The 17,434-nt window shown below is 67.1% G+C and carries 13 protein-coding genes and 1 tRNA gene; 7 read left to right on the plus strand and 7 right to left on the minus strand.

What is annotated here, in order from left to right; genetic code table 11:
- Nucleotides 1–14: 14 nt before the first annotated feature.
- Both KF892_06785 and alaS read right to left on the minus strand, forming a co-directional pair.
- Nucleotides 15–617: a hypothetical protein gene (locus tag KF892_06785; GenBank protein ID MBX3624701.1), complete on the minus strand. Its 603-nt coding sequence runs from the start codon at nt 615–617 to the stop codon at nt 15–17.
- Nucleotides 618–700: 83 nt separating this feature from the next.
- Nucleotides 701–2,581, minus strand: coding sequence for an alanine--tRNA ligase (gene alaS / locus KF892_06790; protein MBX3624702.1), 1,881 nt, complete (start codon nt 2,579–2,581; stop codon nt 701–703).
- A 1,285-nt stretch (nt 2,582–3,866) separates the two neighbouring features.
- On the opposite strand from alaS, the gene KF892_06795 reads away from it, so the two are divergent.
- Complete coding sequence (locus tag KF892_06795; GenBank protein MBX3624703.1) at nt 3,867–5,345, plus strand: NAD-dependent succinate-semialdehyde dehydrogenase; 1,479 nt, start codon at nt 3,867–3,869, stop codon at nt 5,343–5,345.
- On the opposite strand, the gene KF892_06800 is transcribed toward KF892_06795, so the two are convergent.
- The 4 genes from KF892_06800 to KF892_06815 form a co-directional block, all read right to left on the minus strand.
- Complete coding sequence (locus KF892_06800; GenBank protein ID MBX3624704.1) at nt 5,335–6,216, minus strand: GGDEF domain-containing protein; 882 nt, start codon at nt 6,214–6,216, stop codon at nt 5,335–5,337. The genes KF892_06795 and KF892_06800 overlap by 11 nt on opposite strands.
- A 68-nt stretch (nt 6,217–6,284) precedes the next feature.
- A tRNA-Gly gene (locus KF892_06805) sits at nt 6,285–6,358 on the minus strand.
- Between the two features lie 53 nt (nt 6,359–6,411).
- Complete coding sequence (locus KF892_06810; GenBank protein MBX3624705.1) at nt 6,412–7,038, minus strand: acyltransferase; 627 nt, start codon at nt 7,036–7,038, stop codon at nt 6,412–6,414.
- An 81-nt stretch (nt 7,039–7,119) separates the two neighbouring features.
- A complete protein-coding gene (locus KF892_06815) occupies nt 7,120–8,025 on the minus strand; it encodes an aspartyl/asparaginyl beta-hydroxylase domain-containing protein (protein MBX3624706.1) in 906 nt (301 codons plus the stop codon).
- A 213-nt stretch (nt 8,026–8,238) separates the two neighbouring features.
- On the opposite strand from KF892_06815, the gene KF892_06820 reads away from it, so the two are divergent.
- Both KF892_06820 and trmB read left to right on the plus strand, forming a co-directional pair.
- Nucleotides 8,239–9,873, plus strand: coding sequence for a serine hydrolase (locus tag KF892_06820; protein MBX3624707.1), 1,635 nt, complete (start codon nt 8,239–8,241; stop codon nt 9,871–9,873).
- 41 nt (nt 9,874–9,914) lie between these two features.
- Nucleotides 9,915–10,625 carry a tRNA (guanosine(46)-N7)-methyltransferase TrmB gene (trmB, locus tag KF892_06825; protein ID MBX3624708.1) on the plus strand — a complete coding sequence of 237 codons (711 nt, stop codon included), beginning with the start codon at nt 9,915–9,917 and terminating at the stop codon, nt 10,623–10,625.
- Here trmB and KF892_06830 read toward each other — a convergent pair whose 3' ends face one another.
- On the minus strand, nt 10,626–11,483 hold the full coding sequence (locus KF892_06830; GenBank protein ID MBX3624709.1) for an undecaprenyl-diphosphate phosphatase: 858 nt from the start codon (nt 11,481–11,483) through the stop codon (nt 10,626–10,628). It lies immediately after the preceding gene.
- Between the two features lie 187 nt (nt 11,484–11,670).
- Between KF892_06830 and KF892_06835 the strand changes: the two genes are divergently transcribed.
- From KF892_06835 to KF892_06850, 4 genes are read left to right on the plus strand one after another with little or no spacing between them, the layout of a single operon-like run.
- Nucleotides 11,671–12,345 carry a TetR/AcrR family transcriptional regulator gene (locus KF892_06835; protein MBX3624710.1) on the plus strand — a complete coding sequence of 225 codons (675 nt, stop codon included), beginning with the start codon at nt 11,671–11,673 and terminating at the stop codon, nt 12,343–12,345.
- Between the two features lie 13 nt (nt 12,346–12,358).
- Nucleotides 12,359–13,516 carry an efflux RND transporter periplasmic adaptor subunit gene (locus tag KF892_06840; protein ID MBX3624711.1) on the plus strand — a complete coding sequence of 386 codons (1,158 nt, stop codon included), beginning with the start codon at nt 12,359–12,361 and terminating at the stop codon, nt 13,514–13,516.
- A gap of 12 nt (nt 13,517–13,528) precedes the next feature.
- Entirely contained in the window at nt 13,529–16,708 is a 3,180-nt protein-coding gene (locus KF892_06845; GenBank protein ID MBX3624712.1) for an efflux RND transporter permease subunit, read from the plus strand.
- Between the two features lie 49 nt (nt 16,709–16,757).
- The gene (locus KF892_06850) at nt 16,758–17,411 is read left to right on the plus strand and encodes a protein-L-isoaspartate O-methyltransferase (protein MBX3624713.1); all 654 of its coding nucleotides are present in this window, start codon (nt 16,758–16,760) and stop codon (nt 17,409–17,411) included.
- The last annotated feature ends 23 nt before the right edge of the window (nt 17,412–17,434 follow it).

Below are 17,434 nucleotides of genomic sequence, written 5' to 3' on the forward strand. Positions count from 1 at the left end.
ATTATGGCGGGCGGCTACCGCACGGGCATTCCGTCGGGAGCGAACGCCGGCGTGGTCGGCAGCGGCGCCACGTTGAGCCCCTGCGTGCCGGGCGCATCGCCCAGGGTGGTGATGGCCCCGATGCCGAGATCGCCGGAGGCCCCGACCGCGCGATAACGCCACTGCAGCTGGTTGCGCCAGGCGCCGGCACGCTCGAAGTTGCGGTCGACACCGAGCTGCACCTTCGCGCCGCGGCTCGCCAGCACCCCGAGCGCCTCTTGCATCGCGGTGCGCACCGGCGGCCCGGGCATCTGTTCGGCCCACACGGTGCACTGGCGGCCCGTGGCCGCGGCCAGCAGCACCTGGCCTCGCGTGCCGGGTGCGGCAAGCACGCTGCCGGGTTGGCCGGCGAGCAGGCCGTCCATGCTGCCGCGCATCGGGTCGACCGGCTCGAAGCCCTGGCTCAGCGCCCAGTCGACGGCAGCGCCCTCTTCCGCATTCGTCTGCACGCAGGCCTGCACGAAGATGCGCGCCGCGCCCTGCGGCGTGGCCCAGGCCGACAAGGTCTCCGGGGCCTGCTGCGCCCACACCATGCCCGCCCAACCCCACCACACCATCACACCCAGGACACGCCTCATGCCAAGTCTCCTTTGGCCCCGATGATGAAACGAAAACGCCCGCTCATGGAGCGGGCGCTTTCATCAGCTTGCAAGCAGCAGTGTCAGACGCGTTCGGCCACCCAGCCCTGCACCGACGCCAACGCGGCCCCGAGATTCTTCGGGTCGGTGCCACCGGCCATCGCCATATCAGGCTTACCGCCGCCTTTGCCGCCCACCTGTTGAGCGACGAAGTTGACGAGTTCACCGGCCTTGACCTTGGCGATGCTGTCGGGCGTGACGCCGGCAGCGATCTGCACCTTGCCGCCTTCGACAGCCGCCAGCACGATGGCCGCGCTCTTCAGTTTGTCCTTGAGCTTGTCCATCGTCTCGCGCAGCGCCTTCGCGTCAGCGCCTTCGAGCGTGGCAGCCAACACCTTGAGGCCCTTCACGTCGACGGCCTTGGCGAGCAGTTCATCGCCTTGCGACGACGCGAGCTTGCCCTTCAGCGCCGCCACTTCCTTCTCGAGCGCGCGCACCTGATCGAGCACGCTGGCCACACGCGATGGCACGTCTTGCGGCGAGACCTTGAGCGAGCCGGCCAGGCCGTTCACCGTGTGTTCGAGGTTGCGCAGGTAAGCGAGCGCGTTGTCGCCCGTCACCGCCTCGACACGGCGGATTCCCGCGGCCACACCACCCTCGCCCACGATCTTGAAGAGGCCGATGTCGCCGGTGCGGCCCACGTGCGTGCCGCCGCACAGCTCCTTGCTGCTGCCGATGCTCAGCACGCGCACGGTGTCGCCGTACTTTTCGCCGAAGAGCATCATCGCGCCGCTCTTCTGCGCATCGTCGAGCGCCATCACCTCGGCCTTGGCCCCGGCGTTGGCCAGGATCTCGGCGTTGACGATGGCCTCCACCTTGGCGATCTGCTCTTCGGTGAGCGGGCCGGTGTGGGCGAAGTCGAAACGGGTGCGGTCGGCGTTGACCAGCGAGCCCTTCTGCTGCACGTGGCCACCCAGCACTTCACGCAGGGCCTTGTGCATCAGGTGGGTGGCGCTGTGGTTGCGCACGGTCTTGGCGCGGCGCTCGACATCCACCTTGACGGTGAAGGCGTCGCCCACCTTGACCTCGCCTTCGGCAATGCGGCCATGGTGGCCGAACACGTCGGCCTGGATCTTCAGCGTGTCGTCGATGACCACGCGCGTGGTGGCATTGCGGAACTCGCCGGCATCGCCGACCTGGCCGCCGCTCTCCGCATAGAAAGGCGTGTGGTCGAGCACGATCACCACATCGTCGCCCGCGCGGGCCACTTCGACAGCGCTGCCGTCCACGTAGACCGCCGTGACTTTCGCGCCTTCATGGGCCAGTTCTTCATAGCCGTGGAAGGTGGTCGGGGCACCCTTGTACTCCAGACCCTGCGCCATCTTGAACTTGCCGGCTTCGCGAGCACGCTGCTTCTGCTCTTCCAGCAGCACGTTGAAGCGGGCTTCGTCGACCTTCAGGCCACGTTCGCGGCAGACGTCGCCCGTCAGGTCGACCGGGAAACCGTAGGTGTCGTGCAGCTTGAACGCGATGTCGCCATCGAGAATCGCGCCAGGTGCAGCAAGCGGTTCGGTGGCAACTTCAAAGGAGATCCTTGTTGCCGAAAGCAAGTTTTCAACAAGATCGCGGATGTATTTGACGTGCTGCGGTTCTGGGGTGACGGGCAACGCAACCTTTACATCAATCTTCAAGGTCGACCGCTGCTGCCAGTCAGTCCGGAGCCTAGCGTCCAAATTACCAATCAAGGAGTAGACCTGAGCTACCCAATCGTCGCCCTTCGCAAATCGACGAACGACGAGCAACGTTTCGCCCGCGGCGCCCCTGAGAACCACATTCCCAGGATGCGCACCTTCCGCCGTAGGAAGCAACTCTTTCATCCCCTCCGGCCACACTTGGCCGCCATGTTCTCTCTTGCCTCGATCAAGTAGAGAGGTAACGGATATGGCGGATTCAAGCATTTCCATGCCGCGCTCGATGGTCTGGAAGAAGCGCTCCTCTTCCTGCTTCAGCACTTCGGTCGCACGAGCAGCACCCTGGCGCAGCTCGGGGTAGGCCTCACCCATCTGCTCGACCAGCGCCGGCACCAGCGAGTAGAAGAACGGCTTGCGCGCACCGAGCTTGTAGCCATGGCGGATGGCGCGGCGAGCGATGCGGCGCAGCACGTAGCCACGCCCGGCGTTGCCGGGGATCACGCCGTCGACCACGGTGAACGAGCAGGCGCGGATGTGGTCGGCGATGACCTTCAGGCTCGGCGAGTTCGGGTCGACGTCCTTGCCACCCGCGCCCTCCACTGCCTTGTGCGCGGCCGCCAGCAGCGCCACGAAGAGGTCGATCTCGTAGTTGCTGTGCACGTGCTGCAGCACCGCGGTGATGCGCTCCAGGCCCATGCCGGTGTCGACGCTCGGCTTGGGCAGCTTGTGCATCACGCCGTCTTCGGTGCGGTTGAACTGCATGAAGACGTTGTTCCAGATCTCGATGTAGCGGTCGCCGTCTTCATCGGGGCTGCCCGGGGGGCCGCCGGCCACGTCGGGGCCGTGGTCGTAGAAGATCTCGGTGCACGGGCCGCAGGGGCCGGTGTCGCCCATCATCCAGAAGTTGTCGGAGGCGTAGCGCGCGCCCTTGTTGTCGCCGATGCGCACGATGCGCTCGGCGGGCACGCCCACCACCTTGTTCCAGATGTCGTAGGCCTCGTCGTCTTCGGCGTAGACGGTGACCCACAGCTTCTCGGCGGGCAGCTTGTAGACCTTGGTCAGCAGTTCCCAAGCGTACTGGATGGCGTCGTGCTTGAAGTAGTCGCCGAAGCTGAAGTTGCCCAGCATCTCGAAGAACGTGTGGTGGCGCGCGGTGTAGCCCACGTTGTCGAGGTCGTTGTGCTTGCCGCCGGCGCGGATGCACTTCTGCGACGTGGTGGCGCGGGTGTAGGGGCGCTTGTCGAAGCCGAGGAAGACGTCCTTGAACTGGTTCATCCCGGCGTTGGTGAACAGCAGCGTCGGGTCGTCGCCCGGGACCACGGGGCTGGAACCCACGATCGTGTGGCCCTTGGACTCGAAGAACTTCAGGAACTGCGAACGGATTTCAGAGGCTTTCATGCCAATCGCTTTCTCGGGGGAGGAACCAGGCAAATGCAGGGGTCTGAAGGGGTTTGCCGGGGGTCGCGATTATAGGTGTCGCCCCTCTGTCGAAGCCCCGCACGGGGAGATGCCGGAACGTGCGACTTATCATGCCCAGGCCCCTCGCCGGAGACCGAACATGGACATGAAAGCATCCCCCCTCGCCCAGCTCGCCGACCAGAGCCTTCTCAAGAGCAATGCCCTCGTCAACGGCGAATGGGTCGGCGGCAGCGCGCGCTTCGAGGTGGTCGACCCGGCCACCGGCCAGAAGCTGGTGGACGTGGCCAACCTCGGGGCGGTCGAGACCCGCGAGGCCCTCGACGCGGCCAACGCGGCCTGGCCGCTCTGGCGCAGCAAGACCGCGAAGGAGCGGGCCGCGGTCATGATGAAGTGGTTCCACCTGCTGCACCAGCACGCCGACGACCTGGCCCGCATCATGACCGCCGAGCAGGGCAAGCCGCTCGCCGAGGCCAAGGGCGAAGTGGGCTACGGCGCGAGCTTCATCGAATGGTTCGCGGAAGAGGCCCGAAGGGTCTACGGCGAAACCGTGCCCACCACCGACAACAACAAGCGCTACCTCGTCATCAAGCAGAGCATGGGCGTGTGCGCGGCCATCACGCCGTGGAACTTTCCGATTGCGATGATCACCCGCAAGGTCGCCCCGGCGCTGGCGGCGGGCTGCCCGGTGGTGATCAAGCCGGCCGAGCAGACGCCGCTGTCGGCGCTCGCCGTGGCCGAACTCGCGCAACGCGCCGGCATGCCGGCCGGCGTGCTCAACGTCATCACCGCCGATGGCCGCAACTCCATCGAGGTCGGCAAGGAACTTTGCGCGAACGACATCGTGCGCCACCTGTCGTTCACCGGCTCCACCGAGGTGGGCCGCATCCTGGCGGCGCAATGCGCGCCGACGATCAAGAAGCTGTCGCTCGAACTCGGCGGCAACGCGCCCTTCATCGTGTTCGACGACGCCGACCTCGACAGCGCTGCCGAGGGTGCGCTCGCGAGCAAGTACCGCAACGCAGGCCAGACCTGCGTGTGCGCCAACCGCCTCTACGTGCAGGACGGCGTGTACGACGCCTTCATCGCCAAGCTCACCGAGAAGGCCAAGAGCATCAAGGTCGGCAACGGCTTCGAGCCCGGCGTGACCCAAGGCCCGCTGATCGATGACGCGGCCGTGGCGAAAGTGGAGAAGCACGTGGCCGACGCCACCGCCAAGGGCGGCAAGATCCTGACCGGCGGCAAGAAGGTCGGCGACCGCTTCTTCGAGCCCACCGTGATCGCCGATGCGACGAGCGACATGCTCTGCGCCCGCGAAGAAACCTTCGGCCCGGTGGCGCCCGTGTTCCGCTTCAAGACCGAGGCCGAGGCGATTGCGGCAGCCAACAACACCGAGTTCGGCCTGGCCAGCTACTTCTACAGCCGCGACGTGGGCCGCATCTTCCGGGTGGGCGAAGCGCTGGAGTACGGCATGGTGGGCATCAACACCGGCCTGATCTCGACCGCCGAAGTGCCGTTCGGTGGCGTGAAGCAGTCAGGTCTTGGGAGAGAAGGCTCTCACCACGGCATCGACGACTACGTCGAGATCAAGTACCTCTGCCTCGGCGACATCAATCGTTAGCAGAGTCCTGCATGCCGTAGGCGCCGAGCAGCGCGCCGGTGGACGCATGCCGCAGCAGCGGCTCGGGCTGCTTGCCGTCGTCGGGGTATTGCGCCACGCCCACGTGCGCGGTGATCGGCACTTCGGTCCCGGCGATCTTGAACGGGTCGCGCAGCGAGCGCAGCAGCTTCTGCACCACGTACTCGGCATCGGTGGCCGACTCGGTGGACGGCAACAGCACCGCGAACACGTCGCCGCCGAGAGACGCCACCACGTCGCTCGCGCGCACACCGGCACGCAGGCGCACCGCGATCTTGCGGCGCACGACGTTGGCCGACTCCACGCCATGCCCGCTCTCCACGCCCTGCAGGCCCTCGATGCGGAAGGCCAGCACGCTCACCGGCTTGGGCTCGCGCTCGCGCAAGGCCAGCAGCTGGCTCATGTGTTCGATCAGCTGCTGCCGGTTCGGCAGCCCGGTGCCGAGGTCGGTGGCGTAGGCCTTGCGGGCTTCCAGCTCGACCTGCTTGCGTTGCACGGCCAGGCGCACACGCTGCGCGAGCGACGCCGCGTCGGCCTGCAGCACCACGTCTTCCGCGCCGGTGTTGAGCAGCCGCTGCTGCGTGGCGCCGTCCATCGTGTCGGCCAGGACCAGCACCGCCGCATCGGCGCACACGGCCGACAGCGCCGCCCAGGGGATCGGCGCGGCCTTCGCCCCGGAGGGCAGGCACAGCAGTGCGGCCTCGGCATTGGCGATCGCGTCGCGTGACGATTGAGCGCCGAGGTCCTGCACGGCGGTCTCGGTGAACGGGCCCCAGACACTCGCCTCCGGCAGGTCAAACGCCGGCGCCTCCGGGCGGTCCACCCACACGATACGAAGCAGCTTCTCGGTCATGCCCGGCTCTCCAGCGACTGGGGGCCCCAACGACAAGGGCCGCAAACGCGGCCCTGCCAGACGGAAAGTGGAGCGGGTGAAGGGAATCGAACCCTCGTATGAAGCTTGGGAAGCTGCCGTTCTACCATTGAACTACACCCGCGATGTGGCGCGGATTCTAGCGTGGCAGGCGGGCGCCCACAGGCGCCGGATCGGTCAGCGCGCCGGGAGCGCCGCGTCGGAGCCGTAGAAGCTCGCCACGCGCTGGCGCAGCAGCTCAGGCTCGAGCCTCGGGTCGAAGTCGCCCACACGCTGCTCGATGAGCGGGTACCACGGGTAGCTGCGGGCCTTGCTGAGCTTGCGCTGCACCAGCTCTTCGGTGCTCATGAGCGTGCGCATGGGGCCCGCGCCCACCACGGTGTTGGGCGGCACGTCTTTCGTGACCACCGCGCCCGCCCCCACCACCGAGTTCGGCCCGATGGTCACGCCCGGCATGATGATCGCGCCGTAGCCGATGAACGAGTTGTCGCGCACGTCGATCTTGCCGACCGCATCGAGCCGCACGCCGTAGGCGTTGTTCAGCACCCGGATCGACCCGTCGTGCCCGATGAAGGTGGCCTCGGAGATGCCGCAGTTGTTGCCGATGCGCACGTAGGAAGGATCGGTGAACACCGCGCCCTTGGTGATGGTCGTGTTGCGGCCCACCGAATGCAGCCCGCCCCAGCGGCCGAGGTACAGCGCGTTGTCGTGGTTCGACGGCTTGCCGAAGCGCAGCCAGAGCTGGCCCAGCCGACCATGTTCAAGGGCAAGGTAACGAAGGAGGCGGCGCAGGATCTTCATCATGGCCACGATGCTAGAGAGGCACCGCGCCGGGCCCAACGAAGCAAATCGATCATCGATATGCGTCGCCGGGGCGTTCGAGCGTCACCAGAACAGCAACCAGACCAGCGCCACGATCAGTGCCCACTTGCCGACGTAGTAGAGCTGGCGGTTCGAGGCCTTCAGCGCCTTGGCCTTCAGGCGCAGCGCATAGAGATGGCGGAAGAAGCGGTTGATGACCCCCACCGACTCGGCTTCGGTCTCGACGTTCTGGCTCGACGCCGCGGCCATCACGTACTTCGCGAACACGCGGTTGAACCAGCGCATCGCCACCGAGCGCAGGGGCCGCTCCACGTCACAGAAGAGCACCACGCGCTGGTGCTCGGTGGTGTTCTCGGCATGGTGGATGTAGGTCTCGTCGAACATCACCGCCTCGCCGTCGCGCCAGTGATAACGCTGGCCATCGACCTCGATGTAGCACCCCGGGTCGTTGGGTGTCGCCAGGCCCAGGTGGTAGCGCAGCGAGCCCGCATACGGATCGCGGTGGCGCGTGAGGCGTGCGCCCGGCGGCAAGGACGCGAACATCGCCGCCTTGATACTGGGAATGCCCTTGAGCAGCGCCACCGTCTGCGGGCACTGCGCCTGGGCCGACGGCATGTCCTTGCCGTACCAGGTGAGGTAGAAGCGCTTCCACCCCGTGCGGAAGAACGAGTTGAAGCCGATGTCGTTGTAGCCGGTGGCCGCACGGATCTGCCCGCTGTCCTGCAGGCGCAGGGCCTCGTCGCGGATGGTCTGCCAGTGGGCGGCCAGCGGTGCGAGTTCGGGGAAGTCGCGGGTGTCGAGGTAGGCCGAGGCCCGCACGCGCGAGAAGAGGTACATCAGCGCGTTGATCGGTGCCAAGAGGATGGTGAAGTCGAGCGCGCGCTTGAGCTCGAAGCGCTCGCGCCCGCGCAAGTGCGCGTACAGCGCCGACGCCACGAAAGTCAGAAGCACCCAATGTCGAAGCAGCATGGGCGCGGATTCTAGGCAGCGGCGCCAAGAGTGAGCGGGCGCTCGGGCTTTACCCAACGCGCCTGCTCGATACAAGCCCGCACTTTCAACCGGGCTCGCAGGGCCGAGCGAGTGTTTTCCACCGGAGAACGCAGCCCCGGGAAATCGATATTCGTTCTTTTTGCACGGCAGTCCATATTCGCGCCTCAGCAAAAAGCTTCAAAAGGAGACCCCATGAACTTCCCCCTGAGCCGGACGACCCGGTTGCTCTGCGGCCTCGGCTTCAGCCTCTGCGCCGCCGCCGCCCAGGCCGACGTGCTGCTCGACCAGGCCTTCAGTGCCGGCCTCGGCGGCTTCACCTCGACCGGCAGCGTCAGCACCGGCAGCTACGGCGCACGCATGACGGCCTCGCTGCTGAGCGCCGATGGCGCCATTCGCTCGGCGCCCATCAGCACCGTCGGCTTCAGCAACCTCACGCTGCAGTTCAGCCGCAGCTCCACCGGGCTCGACACCGGCGAGGCCGGCATCGTCGAGTTCTCGACCAACGGCAGCACCTACACCGTGCTCGAGTCGAGCAACAGCGCCTCGGGCGCAGCGACCTTCGCGCTGCCCACCACCGCCGCAGGCCAGGCCACGCTCTACATCCGCTTCCGCGTGAACGCCAACAGCGCCACCGAGTCGTACACCGTCACCCACGCGCGCATCGAGGGCACGCGCACCGACACGCCGCCCCCGCCCACCGGCGGCCTGCGCGACCCCGGCACCGGCCCGTGGACGCTCGTCTCGGCCGCCAACGTCGCCGCCGAATGCAAGCTCGACCCGGCCGCCCTGCAATCGGCCAACCGCACGCTCGGCCTGTCGTATGCCATCGTGCGCTACGGCAAGCTGTGCCACGAGTACTACCCGAGCGGCCGCGATTCGGTGAGCCAGGTCTACTCGACCACCAAGACGATGGGCGCCCTCACCATCGGCGCGCTGATCCACCAGACGAAGAACATCCCCGTCACCACCACGCGCAAGCGCGGGCCGCTCGGCGAGTTCCAGCGCATCGACCACTGGCTCGACAGCTTCAGCTTCCAGCAGGCCTCGACCACCGCGCACGTGCTGGGCATGGTGAGCGACGCGTCGCCCAACCTCAACTACCCGAACCGCGAGTTCCAGTACGACACGGTCGGCAGCGATGCCATCAACCGCCTGAGCGACGTCATCAACACCGTCGTCGCCCAAGACAGCTCGCGCCTCGGCTCCAACATCGGGGCCTTCTGGACGCGCTACCTCGCGCAGCCGCTCGGCTTCGAGAACTCCACCTGGGGCACCTCGTCGAGCAGCAAGAACTTCGCGACCAGCTGGCAGACGACCATCCGCGACATGGCGCGCCTAGGCCTGCTCATGAACAACGGCGGCGTGTGGAACGGCCAGCGCCTGGTCGACGTGAACTACCTGCACAACCTCGCCCACACCTCGTTCGAGGACGCCAACACCCGCTACGGCTACCTCACCTGGCTGAACGAGGCCGACAGCTGCGCGCCCAAGCCGCAGTACCGCGCCTACCCGCACGGCCCGGTGTCGAACGCCCCGAGCTGCCTGCGCACCACCGGCTGCCCGGCGCAGCAGTACGACGTGGGCGTGTTCTTCGCCGCGGGCCTCGGTGGCCAGTACATCATCGTGCACCGTGGCCTCGACATGGTGATCGTGGTGAAGGACTCCGGCGGCCAGTCGGGCGAAGAGCCCGGCCGCTTCTGGCAGGCCATCCGCCCAGCGGTGGTGGCACTCGACCCGACCTACCGCGGCAACAACACCGCCTTCTGCTCGGCCTACGGCGCAGGCAACTACGCTCCCGACCTGAAGCTGTGGGAAGGCGGCCTCTGAGCCTTCACCCCGTCGTCGCTTGAGAGGGGGCCCGAGGCACAATGCGTGCCCCCATGAGCGACGACACCTCTTCTCCTTCATCTCCCCCGCGGCGCGGCATCAAGAGCTTCGTGGTCCGTGCCGGCCGCATGGGCACGGGCCAGATCCGCGCCCTCGAAACGCTCGGGCCTCGCTTCGTGCTGCCCTACGCGCCGCAGCTGCTCGACGCGGCGGCCACCTTCGGCCGGCAAGCGCCTCTCGTGGTGGAGATCGGCTTCGGCATGGGCCAGGCCACCGCGCAGATCGCGCAGGCGCTGCCCGGCACCGACTTCCTCGGCATCGAGGTGCACACGCCGGGCGTGGGCGCCCTGCTCAAGCTCATCGACGAACAGCAGCTCGGCAACGTCCGCATCGTCCAGCACGATGCGGTGGAAGTGCTCGAACACATGATCGCCCCGGGTTCGCTGGCCGGCGTGCACGTCTTCTTCCCCGACCCCTGGCACAAGAAGAAGCACAACAAGCGCCGGCTGATCCAGTCGCCGTTCGTCGCGAAGCTCGTGACGCGCCTCGCACCGGGCGGCTACCTGCACTGCGCGACCGACTGGCAGCCCTATGCCGAGCAGATGCTGGAAGTGCTGTCGGCCGAGCCGGGCCTGCGCAACACGGCCGAGGGCTATGCGCCCAAGCCTGAGTACCGACCGCTCACCAAGTTCGAGAACCGTGGCCTGAAGCTCGGCCACGGCGTATGGGACTTGGTCTTCCTGAAGCGCTGATCAGGCCGTCCAGCTGACCAGGCCCGTGTAGGCCGTCCCCAGAACGATCAGACCGAACACGATCCGGTACCACGCGAAGACCGTGAAGTCATGCGTCGACACGTAGCGGATCAGCCAGCGGATGCACAGCAGCGCGCTGATGAACGCGAACACCGTGCCCACGAGGAACATCGGCAGGTCGCCCCAGTGCAGCAGATCGCGCTGCTTCCACACCGAGTACGCGCCCGCCGCCATGAGGGTGGGAATGCCGAGGTAGAAGCTGAACTCGGTGGCCGCCTTGCGCGAGAAGCCGAGCACGATGGAGCCGATGATCGTCGCCCCCGAGCGGCTGGTGCCGGGGATGAGTGCCAGGCATTGCAGCAGGCCGACCTTGAGCGCATCCATCGCCGTCATCTCGTCGACGGTCTCCACCCGCGCCTGCCGCGTGCCTTCGGTGTCGCTCTCGCCGTAGAGCCGTTTGTGGCGCCGCTCCACCCAGAGGATGATGAGGCCGCCCACGATGAAGGCGATGGCCACCGGCACCGGCTTGAAGAGGTGCTGCTTGATCACGCTGCCCAGCAGCAGACCGAACACCGCGGCCGGGATGAAGGCCACGATCACGTTGCGCGCGAAACGCTGCGCCACCGGGTCATGCGTGATGCCGGCCACCGTGCGGCCGAGGCGCACGCGGTATTCCCAGATCACCGACAGCATGGCGCCGGTCTGGATTGCGATCTCGAACACCTTGACGGTGTCGCCGGTGAAGTCGAGCAGGGAGCCCGCAAGGATCAGGTGGCCGGTGCTGGAGATGGGCAGGAATTCCGTCAGGCCTTCGACGATGCCCATGATGGCTGCCTTGAGCAGCAGTACGACGTCCAAATGCGACCCCTCAAAAAAGACGCCGCATGATAGCGGCGCACTTTTGCCCTTGGATGGCGCGGGCCGGCCCCGCACCAGGCCTTGCGGCGCATCAAGTCTTTGCAAAGCTTCACAGCCGCTTCGGTTGACCCGCCGCGTCTAAGGCAGATACATTAATGACTGGTTGGTCAGTATCTCAACCCCCCTCATGCCAAAAACATCATCGGCCGCGCCCACGCGCCAGCGGCGCAAGGAAGCGCGCCCCCAGGAACTGCTCGACGCCGCGCTCGCGCTCTTCGTCGAGAAAGGCTTCGCCGCCACGCGCTCCGACGAGGTCGCGGTGCGCGCCGGGGTCTCCAAGGGCACGCTCTATCTCTACTACCCGAGCAAGGAAGAGCTGCTCAAGGCGGTGATCCAGCAGAACTACGGCAACCTGATCGCCGAAGGCGCCGGCATCGTCGACAACTTCGAAGGCCCGACCGCCGAGCTGCTGGCCATGCTGATGCGCATGTGGTGGACGCGCGTGGGCAGCTCGCCGGCCGGCGGCATCCACAAGATCATGATGGCGGAGGTGCGCAACTTCCCCGAGATCGCGCAGTTCTACCGCGACGAGGTGATCCAGCCCTCGTCCGACCTGCTGATCCGTACACTGCGCCGCGGCGTCGAGCGCGGCGAGTTCCGCGCCCTGCCCTATGAAGAAACGATGCACGCGTTGATCGCGCCGCTGATCTTCATGTCGCTGCACAAGAACTCCTTCGGCGCCTGCCCGATGGAAGGCATGGACTTCGACCCCGACCGGGTGATCGAGGTCCACATCGAGCTGATGCTCCACGGGCTGCTGGCCAAGCCCACCATCACAACGACGACAACAAAAGCATCCTGAGGGAAGACCTGTCATGACGAAGAGCAAGTTGAAGTGGGCGATCGGGGGGATCGTGCTGCTGCTGGTGCTGGGCCTGGTGGCCAGCCGGTTGAACGCAAAACGGCAGGCGCGCGTGGCCGCCACGCAGCCGGCCAAGGCGGTGCAGAGCTATGACCTCGCCCCGGCCGACCTGGTGGCCGCGGGCAACCAGGAACTCGTGCGCACGCTCGCCGTCTCGGGCGGTCTCAAGGCCGTCAACAGTGCCTTCATCAAGGCCAAGGTCGCCGCGGAGGTGAAGTCGCTTACCGTGCGTGAGGGCGATGCGGTCAAGGCCGGCCAGGTGCTGGGCCAGCTCGACACCTCCGAACTCGCCTTGCGCGTGAGCCAGGCCGAGCAGACGGCCGCCTCGTCGCGCGCCCAGCTCGACATCGCCAAGCGTGCGCTCGAGAACAACCGCGCGCTCGTCGCCCAGGGTTTCATCTCGCCCACGGGCCTGGAGACTTCGATCTCGAACGAAGCCTCCGCCCGCGCCAACTACGGCGCGGCGCAGGCGGCCGTCGACCTGGCCCGCAAGGCGCTCGCCGATGCGCAGCTCGTGGCGCCGATCTCGGGCAACGTGTCGCAGCGCCTGGTGCAGGTGGGCGAGCGGGTGTCGATCGACACCCGGCTGATCGAGGTCGTCGACCTGTCGCGCATCGAACTCGAAGCCGCGGTCACGCCGGAAGACGTGGTCGACGTGCGCGTGGGCCAGGTCGCCCGGCTCGAGATCGACGGCTACCGCGAGCCCGTCGAGGCCACCGTGGCGCGCATCAACCCCAGCACCCAGGCCGGCACCCGCGCGGTGATGGTCTACCTGAGCGTGAAGCCGCACCCGGGCCTGCGCCAGGGCCTCTTCGCACGCGGCACGGTCGAGCTGCAGCGGCGCAACGCGCTCGTGGTGCCGGCGGGCACGGTGCGCGTCGACCAGGCGCGCCCCTATGTGATGGCCGTCACCGACGGCCGCATCGCCTACAAGCCGGTGACGGTGGGTGCGCGCGGCGAGGCGGTGATCAACGGCGTGCGCGAGAGCGTGGTCGAGATCACCCAGGGCCTGGCCGCCGGCACGCAGGTGCTGCGCGGCACCGTGGGCCAGCTGCGCGACGGCTCGCCCGTCACCATCGCGTCGCCGGCGGCCGCAGCCGCCGCCCGCTGAGGGCCCGCCGCCATGTGGTTCACGCGCGTTTCCATCAGCAACCCGGTGATGGCCACGATGGTCATGCTGGCCTTCGTGGTGCTGGGCCTTTTCAGCGTGCAGCGGCTCGCGGTCGACCAGTTCCCCAACGTCGACTTCCCGACCGTGGTCGTCCAGATGGACTACCCCGGCGCCTCGCCCGAGATCGTCGAGGCCGAGATCAGCAAGAAGGTCGAAGAGGCGGTCAACACCATCGCCGGCATCAACGCCCTCTCGTCGCGCTCGTATGAAGGCTCGTCGGTCGTGATCGTCGAGTTCAACCTCGACGTCGATGGCCGCAAGGCGGCCGACGACGTGCGCGAGAAGATCGCGCTGATCCGCCCCAACCTGCGCGACGAGGTGAAGGAGCCTCGCATCTTCCGCTTCGACCCGCAGAGTGCGCCGATCTTCAACGTGGCGGTGCTGGCGCCCGACAACAAGAAGTCGCCGCAGGAGCTCACCACCTGGGCGACGCAGGTGCTGCAAAAGCGCCTGGAAAACGTGCGCGGCGTGGGCTCGGTCACGGTGGTGGGCGGCGTCAAGCGCCAAGTCAACCTCTACCTGCGCCCGGCCGCGCTCGAAGCGATGGGCGTGAGCGTCGACCAGGTGCTCGCCGCCGTGAAGAGCGAGAACCAGGAGCTGCCGATGGGCGCCCTGCAGTCGGCCGAGCAGGAGCGGGTGGTGCAGATCAATGCGCGCCTCAAGCGCCCGGAAGACTTCCGCGAGATCGTGGTGACCCGCCGCGGCGGCAACGCCATCAAGCTCTGGCAGGTGGCCGACGTGGTCGACGGCCCGCAGGAGATCGAGAGCCTCGCGCTCTACAACGGCCAGCGCACCGTGCTGCTGTCGGTGCAGAAGTCGCAGGGCGAGAACACCATCGCCGTGGTCGACGGGCTGCAGGCCGCCCTCAAGGACGTGGCCGCCCTCGTGCCACCGGGCGTGAAGGTCGAGGTCAACCGCGACAACTCGCGCTCGATCCGCGTCTCGGTGGCCAACGTCACACAGACCCTCATCGAGGGCGCAGCGCTCACCGTGCTCATCGTCTTCCTGTTCCTGAACTCGTGGCGCTCGACCGTCATCACCGGGCTCACGCTGCCGATCGCGCTCATCGGCACCTTCCTCTTCATGTATGCCTTCGGCTTCACGATCAACGGCATCACGATGATGGCGCTGAGCCTGTGCGTGGGCCTGTTGATCGACGATGCGATCGTGGTGCGCGAGAACATCGTGCGCCACGTGCAGCTCGGCAAGACACCGATGCAGGCCGCGCTCGACGGCACCAACGAGATCGGCCTCGCCGTGCTCGCCACCACGCTGTCGATCGTGGCGGTGTTCCTGCCCATCGGCTTCATGGGCGGCATCGTCGGCAAGTTCTTCCACCAGTTCGGCATCACCATCGTCGCGGCGGTGCTAATCTCGATGTTCGTGAGCTTCACGCTCGACCCCATGCTCTCGAGCGTGTGGCATGACCCGCAGGCGCATGAGCACGGCCGCCGCGGCCCGCCGGTCACGCTGTACGACAAGACCATCGGCCGCGTCACCGCCCTCTTCGACCGGCTCACCGAGTGGCTGTCCGACGCCTACCAGCACATCCTCGGCTGGTCGCTCAAGCACAAGCTCAAGACGCTGCTGCTGGCGCTGGCCACCTTCGTCGCGAGCTTCTTCGTGATCCCCATCCTCGGCGCCGAGTTCATCCCGAAGGCCGACTTCTCGGAGACGCAGCTCAACTTCTACACGCCGGTCGGCTCGTCGCTTGAGACCACCGAAGCCCGCGCCCGCCAGATCGATGCCGTGCTGCGCGAGATGCCCGAAGTGCGCCACACCGTGACCACCATCAACGGCGTGGGCGCGCCCGGCAAGATCTACGGCTCGGTGTACGTGCGCCTCGTGGACCGCAAGGACCGCACCCGCAGCGTCGACCAGCTCACCGCGCCGCTGCGCGAGCGCCTCGCGCGTATCCCCGGCGTCACCGTCACCAACATCGGCGTGACCGACCTGGGCGGCGGCAAGAGCCTGCAGTTCTCCATCCAGGGGCCCGACCTCGCGGAGCTGGAGCGGCTGTCGAACCTCATCATGCCCAAGCTGCGCGAGATCCCCGGCCTTGTCGACCTCGACAGCACGCTCAAGCCCAACAAGCCGACCGTGTCGATCGACGTGAAGCGCGATGCCGCGGCCGACCTCGGGCTCAACGTCAACGCGCTGGCCGGCACGCTGCGCACGCTCGTGGCCGGCACCACCGCCGGCAACTGGCGCGCACCCGACGGCGAGAACTACGACGTCAACGTGCGTGTCACGCCGGAAGCCCGTAGCGACGTGAACGACCTGCTGCGCGTGCCCATCAACGTGACGGCCGCGGCCGATGGCTCGCCGCGCATCGTGCGCCTGTCGCAGGTGGCCGACGTGAAGCCCTCGACCGGCCTCAACCAGATCAACCGCCGCGACCTTAACCGCGAGATCAACGTCGACGCCAACGCCTACGGCCGGAGCTCGGGCGAGGTGTCGGCCGACATCCGGCGCGTGCTCGACAGCGTGGCCTGGCCGCCCGGCTACCGCTACAGCTTCGGCGGCTCGACGAAGAACATGAACGAGTCCTTCCAGTACGCCATCGGTGCGCTGGCCTTGGCCATCGTGTTCATCTACATGATCCTCGCGAGCCAGTTCAAGAGCTTCCTGCAGCCGATCGCGCTGATGGCGTCGCTGCCGCTCACGCTGATCGGCGTGGTGCTCACGCTGCTCGTCTTCGGCTCCACGCTGAACATGTTCAGCATCATCGGCATCGTGATGTTGATGGGCCTGGTGACGAAGAACGCCATCCTGCTGGTCGACTTCGCGATCCGCGCTCGCCAGGGCGAGCACGGCGACGCGCCGATGGGCCGCGAAGCCGCACTGCTGCACGCGGCCGAGGTGCGGCTGCGGCCCATCCTCATGACCACGCTCGCCATGGTCTTCGGCATGGTGCCGCTGGCGTTTGCCCTGTCGGAAGGTTCCGAGCAGCGTGCGCCGATGGGCCAGGCCGTGATCGGCGGGGTGATCACCTCGTCGCTGCTGACGCTCGTCGTGGTGCCGGTCATCTACTGCTACCTCGACGACCTCTCCAACTGGCTCAAGCGCAAGTTCGCCGGCCAGCCCACCCCCGCTGCTGACATTGCGCCGCAGCCCGCGGGCGGGAAATAGAATTTTTGGCTCACCCCCTTTGCCTTACTTGCCTTACCGAGAACACGCCATGAACACCGAGCAAGCCCGCTTCAACATGATCGAACAGCAGATCCGCCCCTGGGATGTGCTGGACGCGAGCGTCCTGTCCCTGCTGGCCGTGGTCAAGCGCGAAGACTTCGTGCCTGCGGCCTACCGCAGCATGGCGTTCTTCGACACCGAGGTGCCGCTGCCGAACGGGCAGTGCATGTTGGCCCCCAAGATCGAAGCCCGCCTGCTGCAGGAGCTCGAGGTGCGCAAGCACGAGCGTGTGCTCGAGATCGGTGCCGGCTCCGGCCACATGGCCGCGCTGCTGGCGCACAAGGCGCGCCAGGTCGTCACGCTCGAGGTCGACCCGACGCTTGCCAAGCTCGCCTCCGAGAACCTCAAGCGCGCCTCGGTCACCAACGTGAGCGTGATGGAAGGCGACGGCAGCAAGCGCCTGCCCACCGCCGGCCCGTTCGACGTGATCCTGCTCTCGGGCTCGGTGGCGTCGATCCCGCAGGGCCTGTTGAACGAACTCAAGGTCGGCGGCCGTCTCGCCGCCATCGTCGGCCAGGAGCCGGTGATGAACGCGGTGCTCGTGACCCGCGTGGGCGAGAACGAGTTCAAGAGCGTGAACCTCTTCGACACCGTGGCCCAGCGCCTCAAGGGCTTCGACGAGCCGTCGCGCTTCCATTTCTGATTCTTCTTTCGAACGCAGTACAA

This window comes from Rhizobacter sp. (genome assembly GCA_019635355.1).
Taxonomy (GTDB): domain Bacteria; phylum Pseudomonadota; class Gammaproteobacteria; order Burkholderiales; family Burkholderiaceae_C; genus Rhizobacter.

Bases quoted from the DNA above. Each gene is read 5' to 3' on its own strand.
- KF892_06840 (MBX3624711.1), top strand. From the start codon at position 12,359: ATGACGAAGAGCAAGTTGAAGTGGGCGATCGGGGGGATCGTGCTGCTG.
- KF892_06800 (MBX3624704.1), bottom strand. From the start codon at position 6,216: ATGACCGAGAAGCTGCTTCGTATCGTGTGGGTGGACCGCCCGGAGGCG.
- trmB (MBX3624708.1), top strand. From the start codon at position 9,915: ATGCGTGCCCCCATGAGCGACGACACCTCTTCTCCTTCATCTCCCCCG.
- KF892_06810 (MBX3624705.1), bottom strand. From the start codon at position 7,038: ATGATGAAGATCCTGCGCCGCCTCCTTCGTTACCTTGCCCTTGAACAT.
- KF892_06815 (MBX3624706.1), bottom strand. From the start codon at position 8,025: ATGCTGCTTCGACATTGGGTGCTTCTGACTTTCGTGGCGTCGGCGCTG.
- KF892_06845 (MBX3624712.1), top strand. From the start codon at position 13,529: ATGTGGTTCACGCGCGTTTCCATCAGCAACCCGGTGATGGCCACGATG.
- alaS (MBX3624702.1), bottom strand. From the start codon at position 2,581: ATGGAAATGCTTGAATCCGCCATATCCGTTACCTCTCTACTTGATCGA.
- KF892_06820 (MBX3624707.1), top strand. From the start codon at position 8,239: ATGAACTTCCCCCTGAGCCGGACGACCCGGTTGCTCTGCGGCCTCGGC.
- KF892_06785 (MBX3624701.1), bottom strand. From the start codon at position 617: ATGAGGCGTGTCCTGGGTGTGATGGTGTGGTGGGGTTGGGCGGGCATG.
- KF892_06795 (MBX3624703.1), top strand. From the start codon at position 3,867: ATGGACATGAAAGCATCCCCCCTCGCCCAGCTCGCCGACCAGAGCCTT.
- KF892_06835 (MBX3624710.1), top strand. From the start codon at position 11,671: ATGCCAAAAACATCATCGGCCGCGCCCACGCGCCAGCGGCGCAAGGAA.
- KF892_06850 (MBX3624713.1), top strand. From the start codon at position 16,758: ATGAACACCGAGCAAGCCCGCTTCAACATGATCGAACAGCAGATCCGC.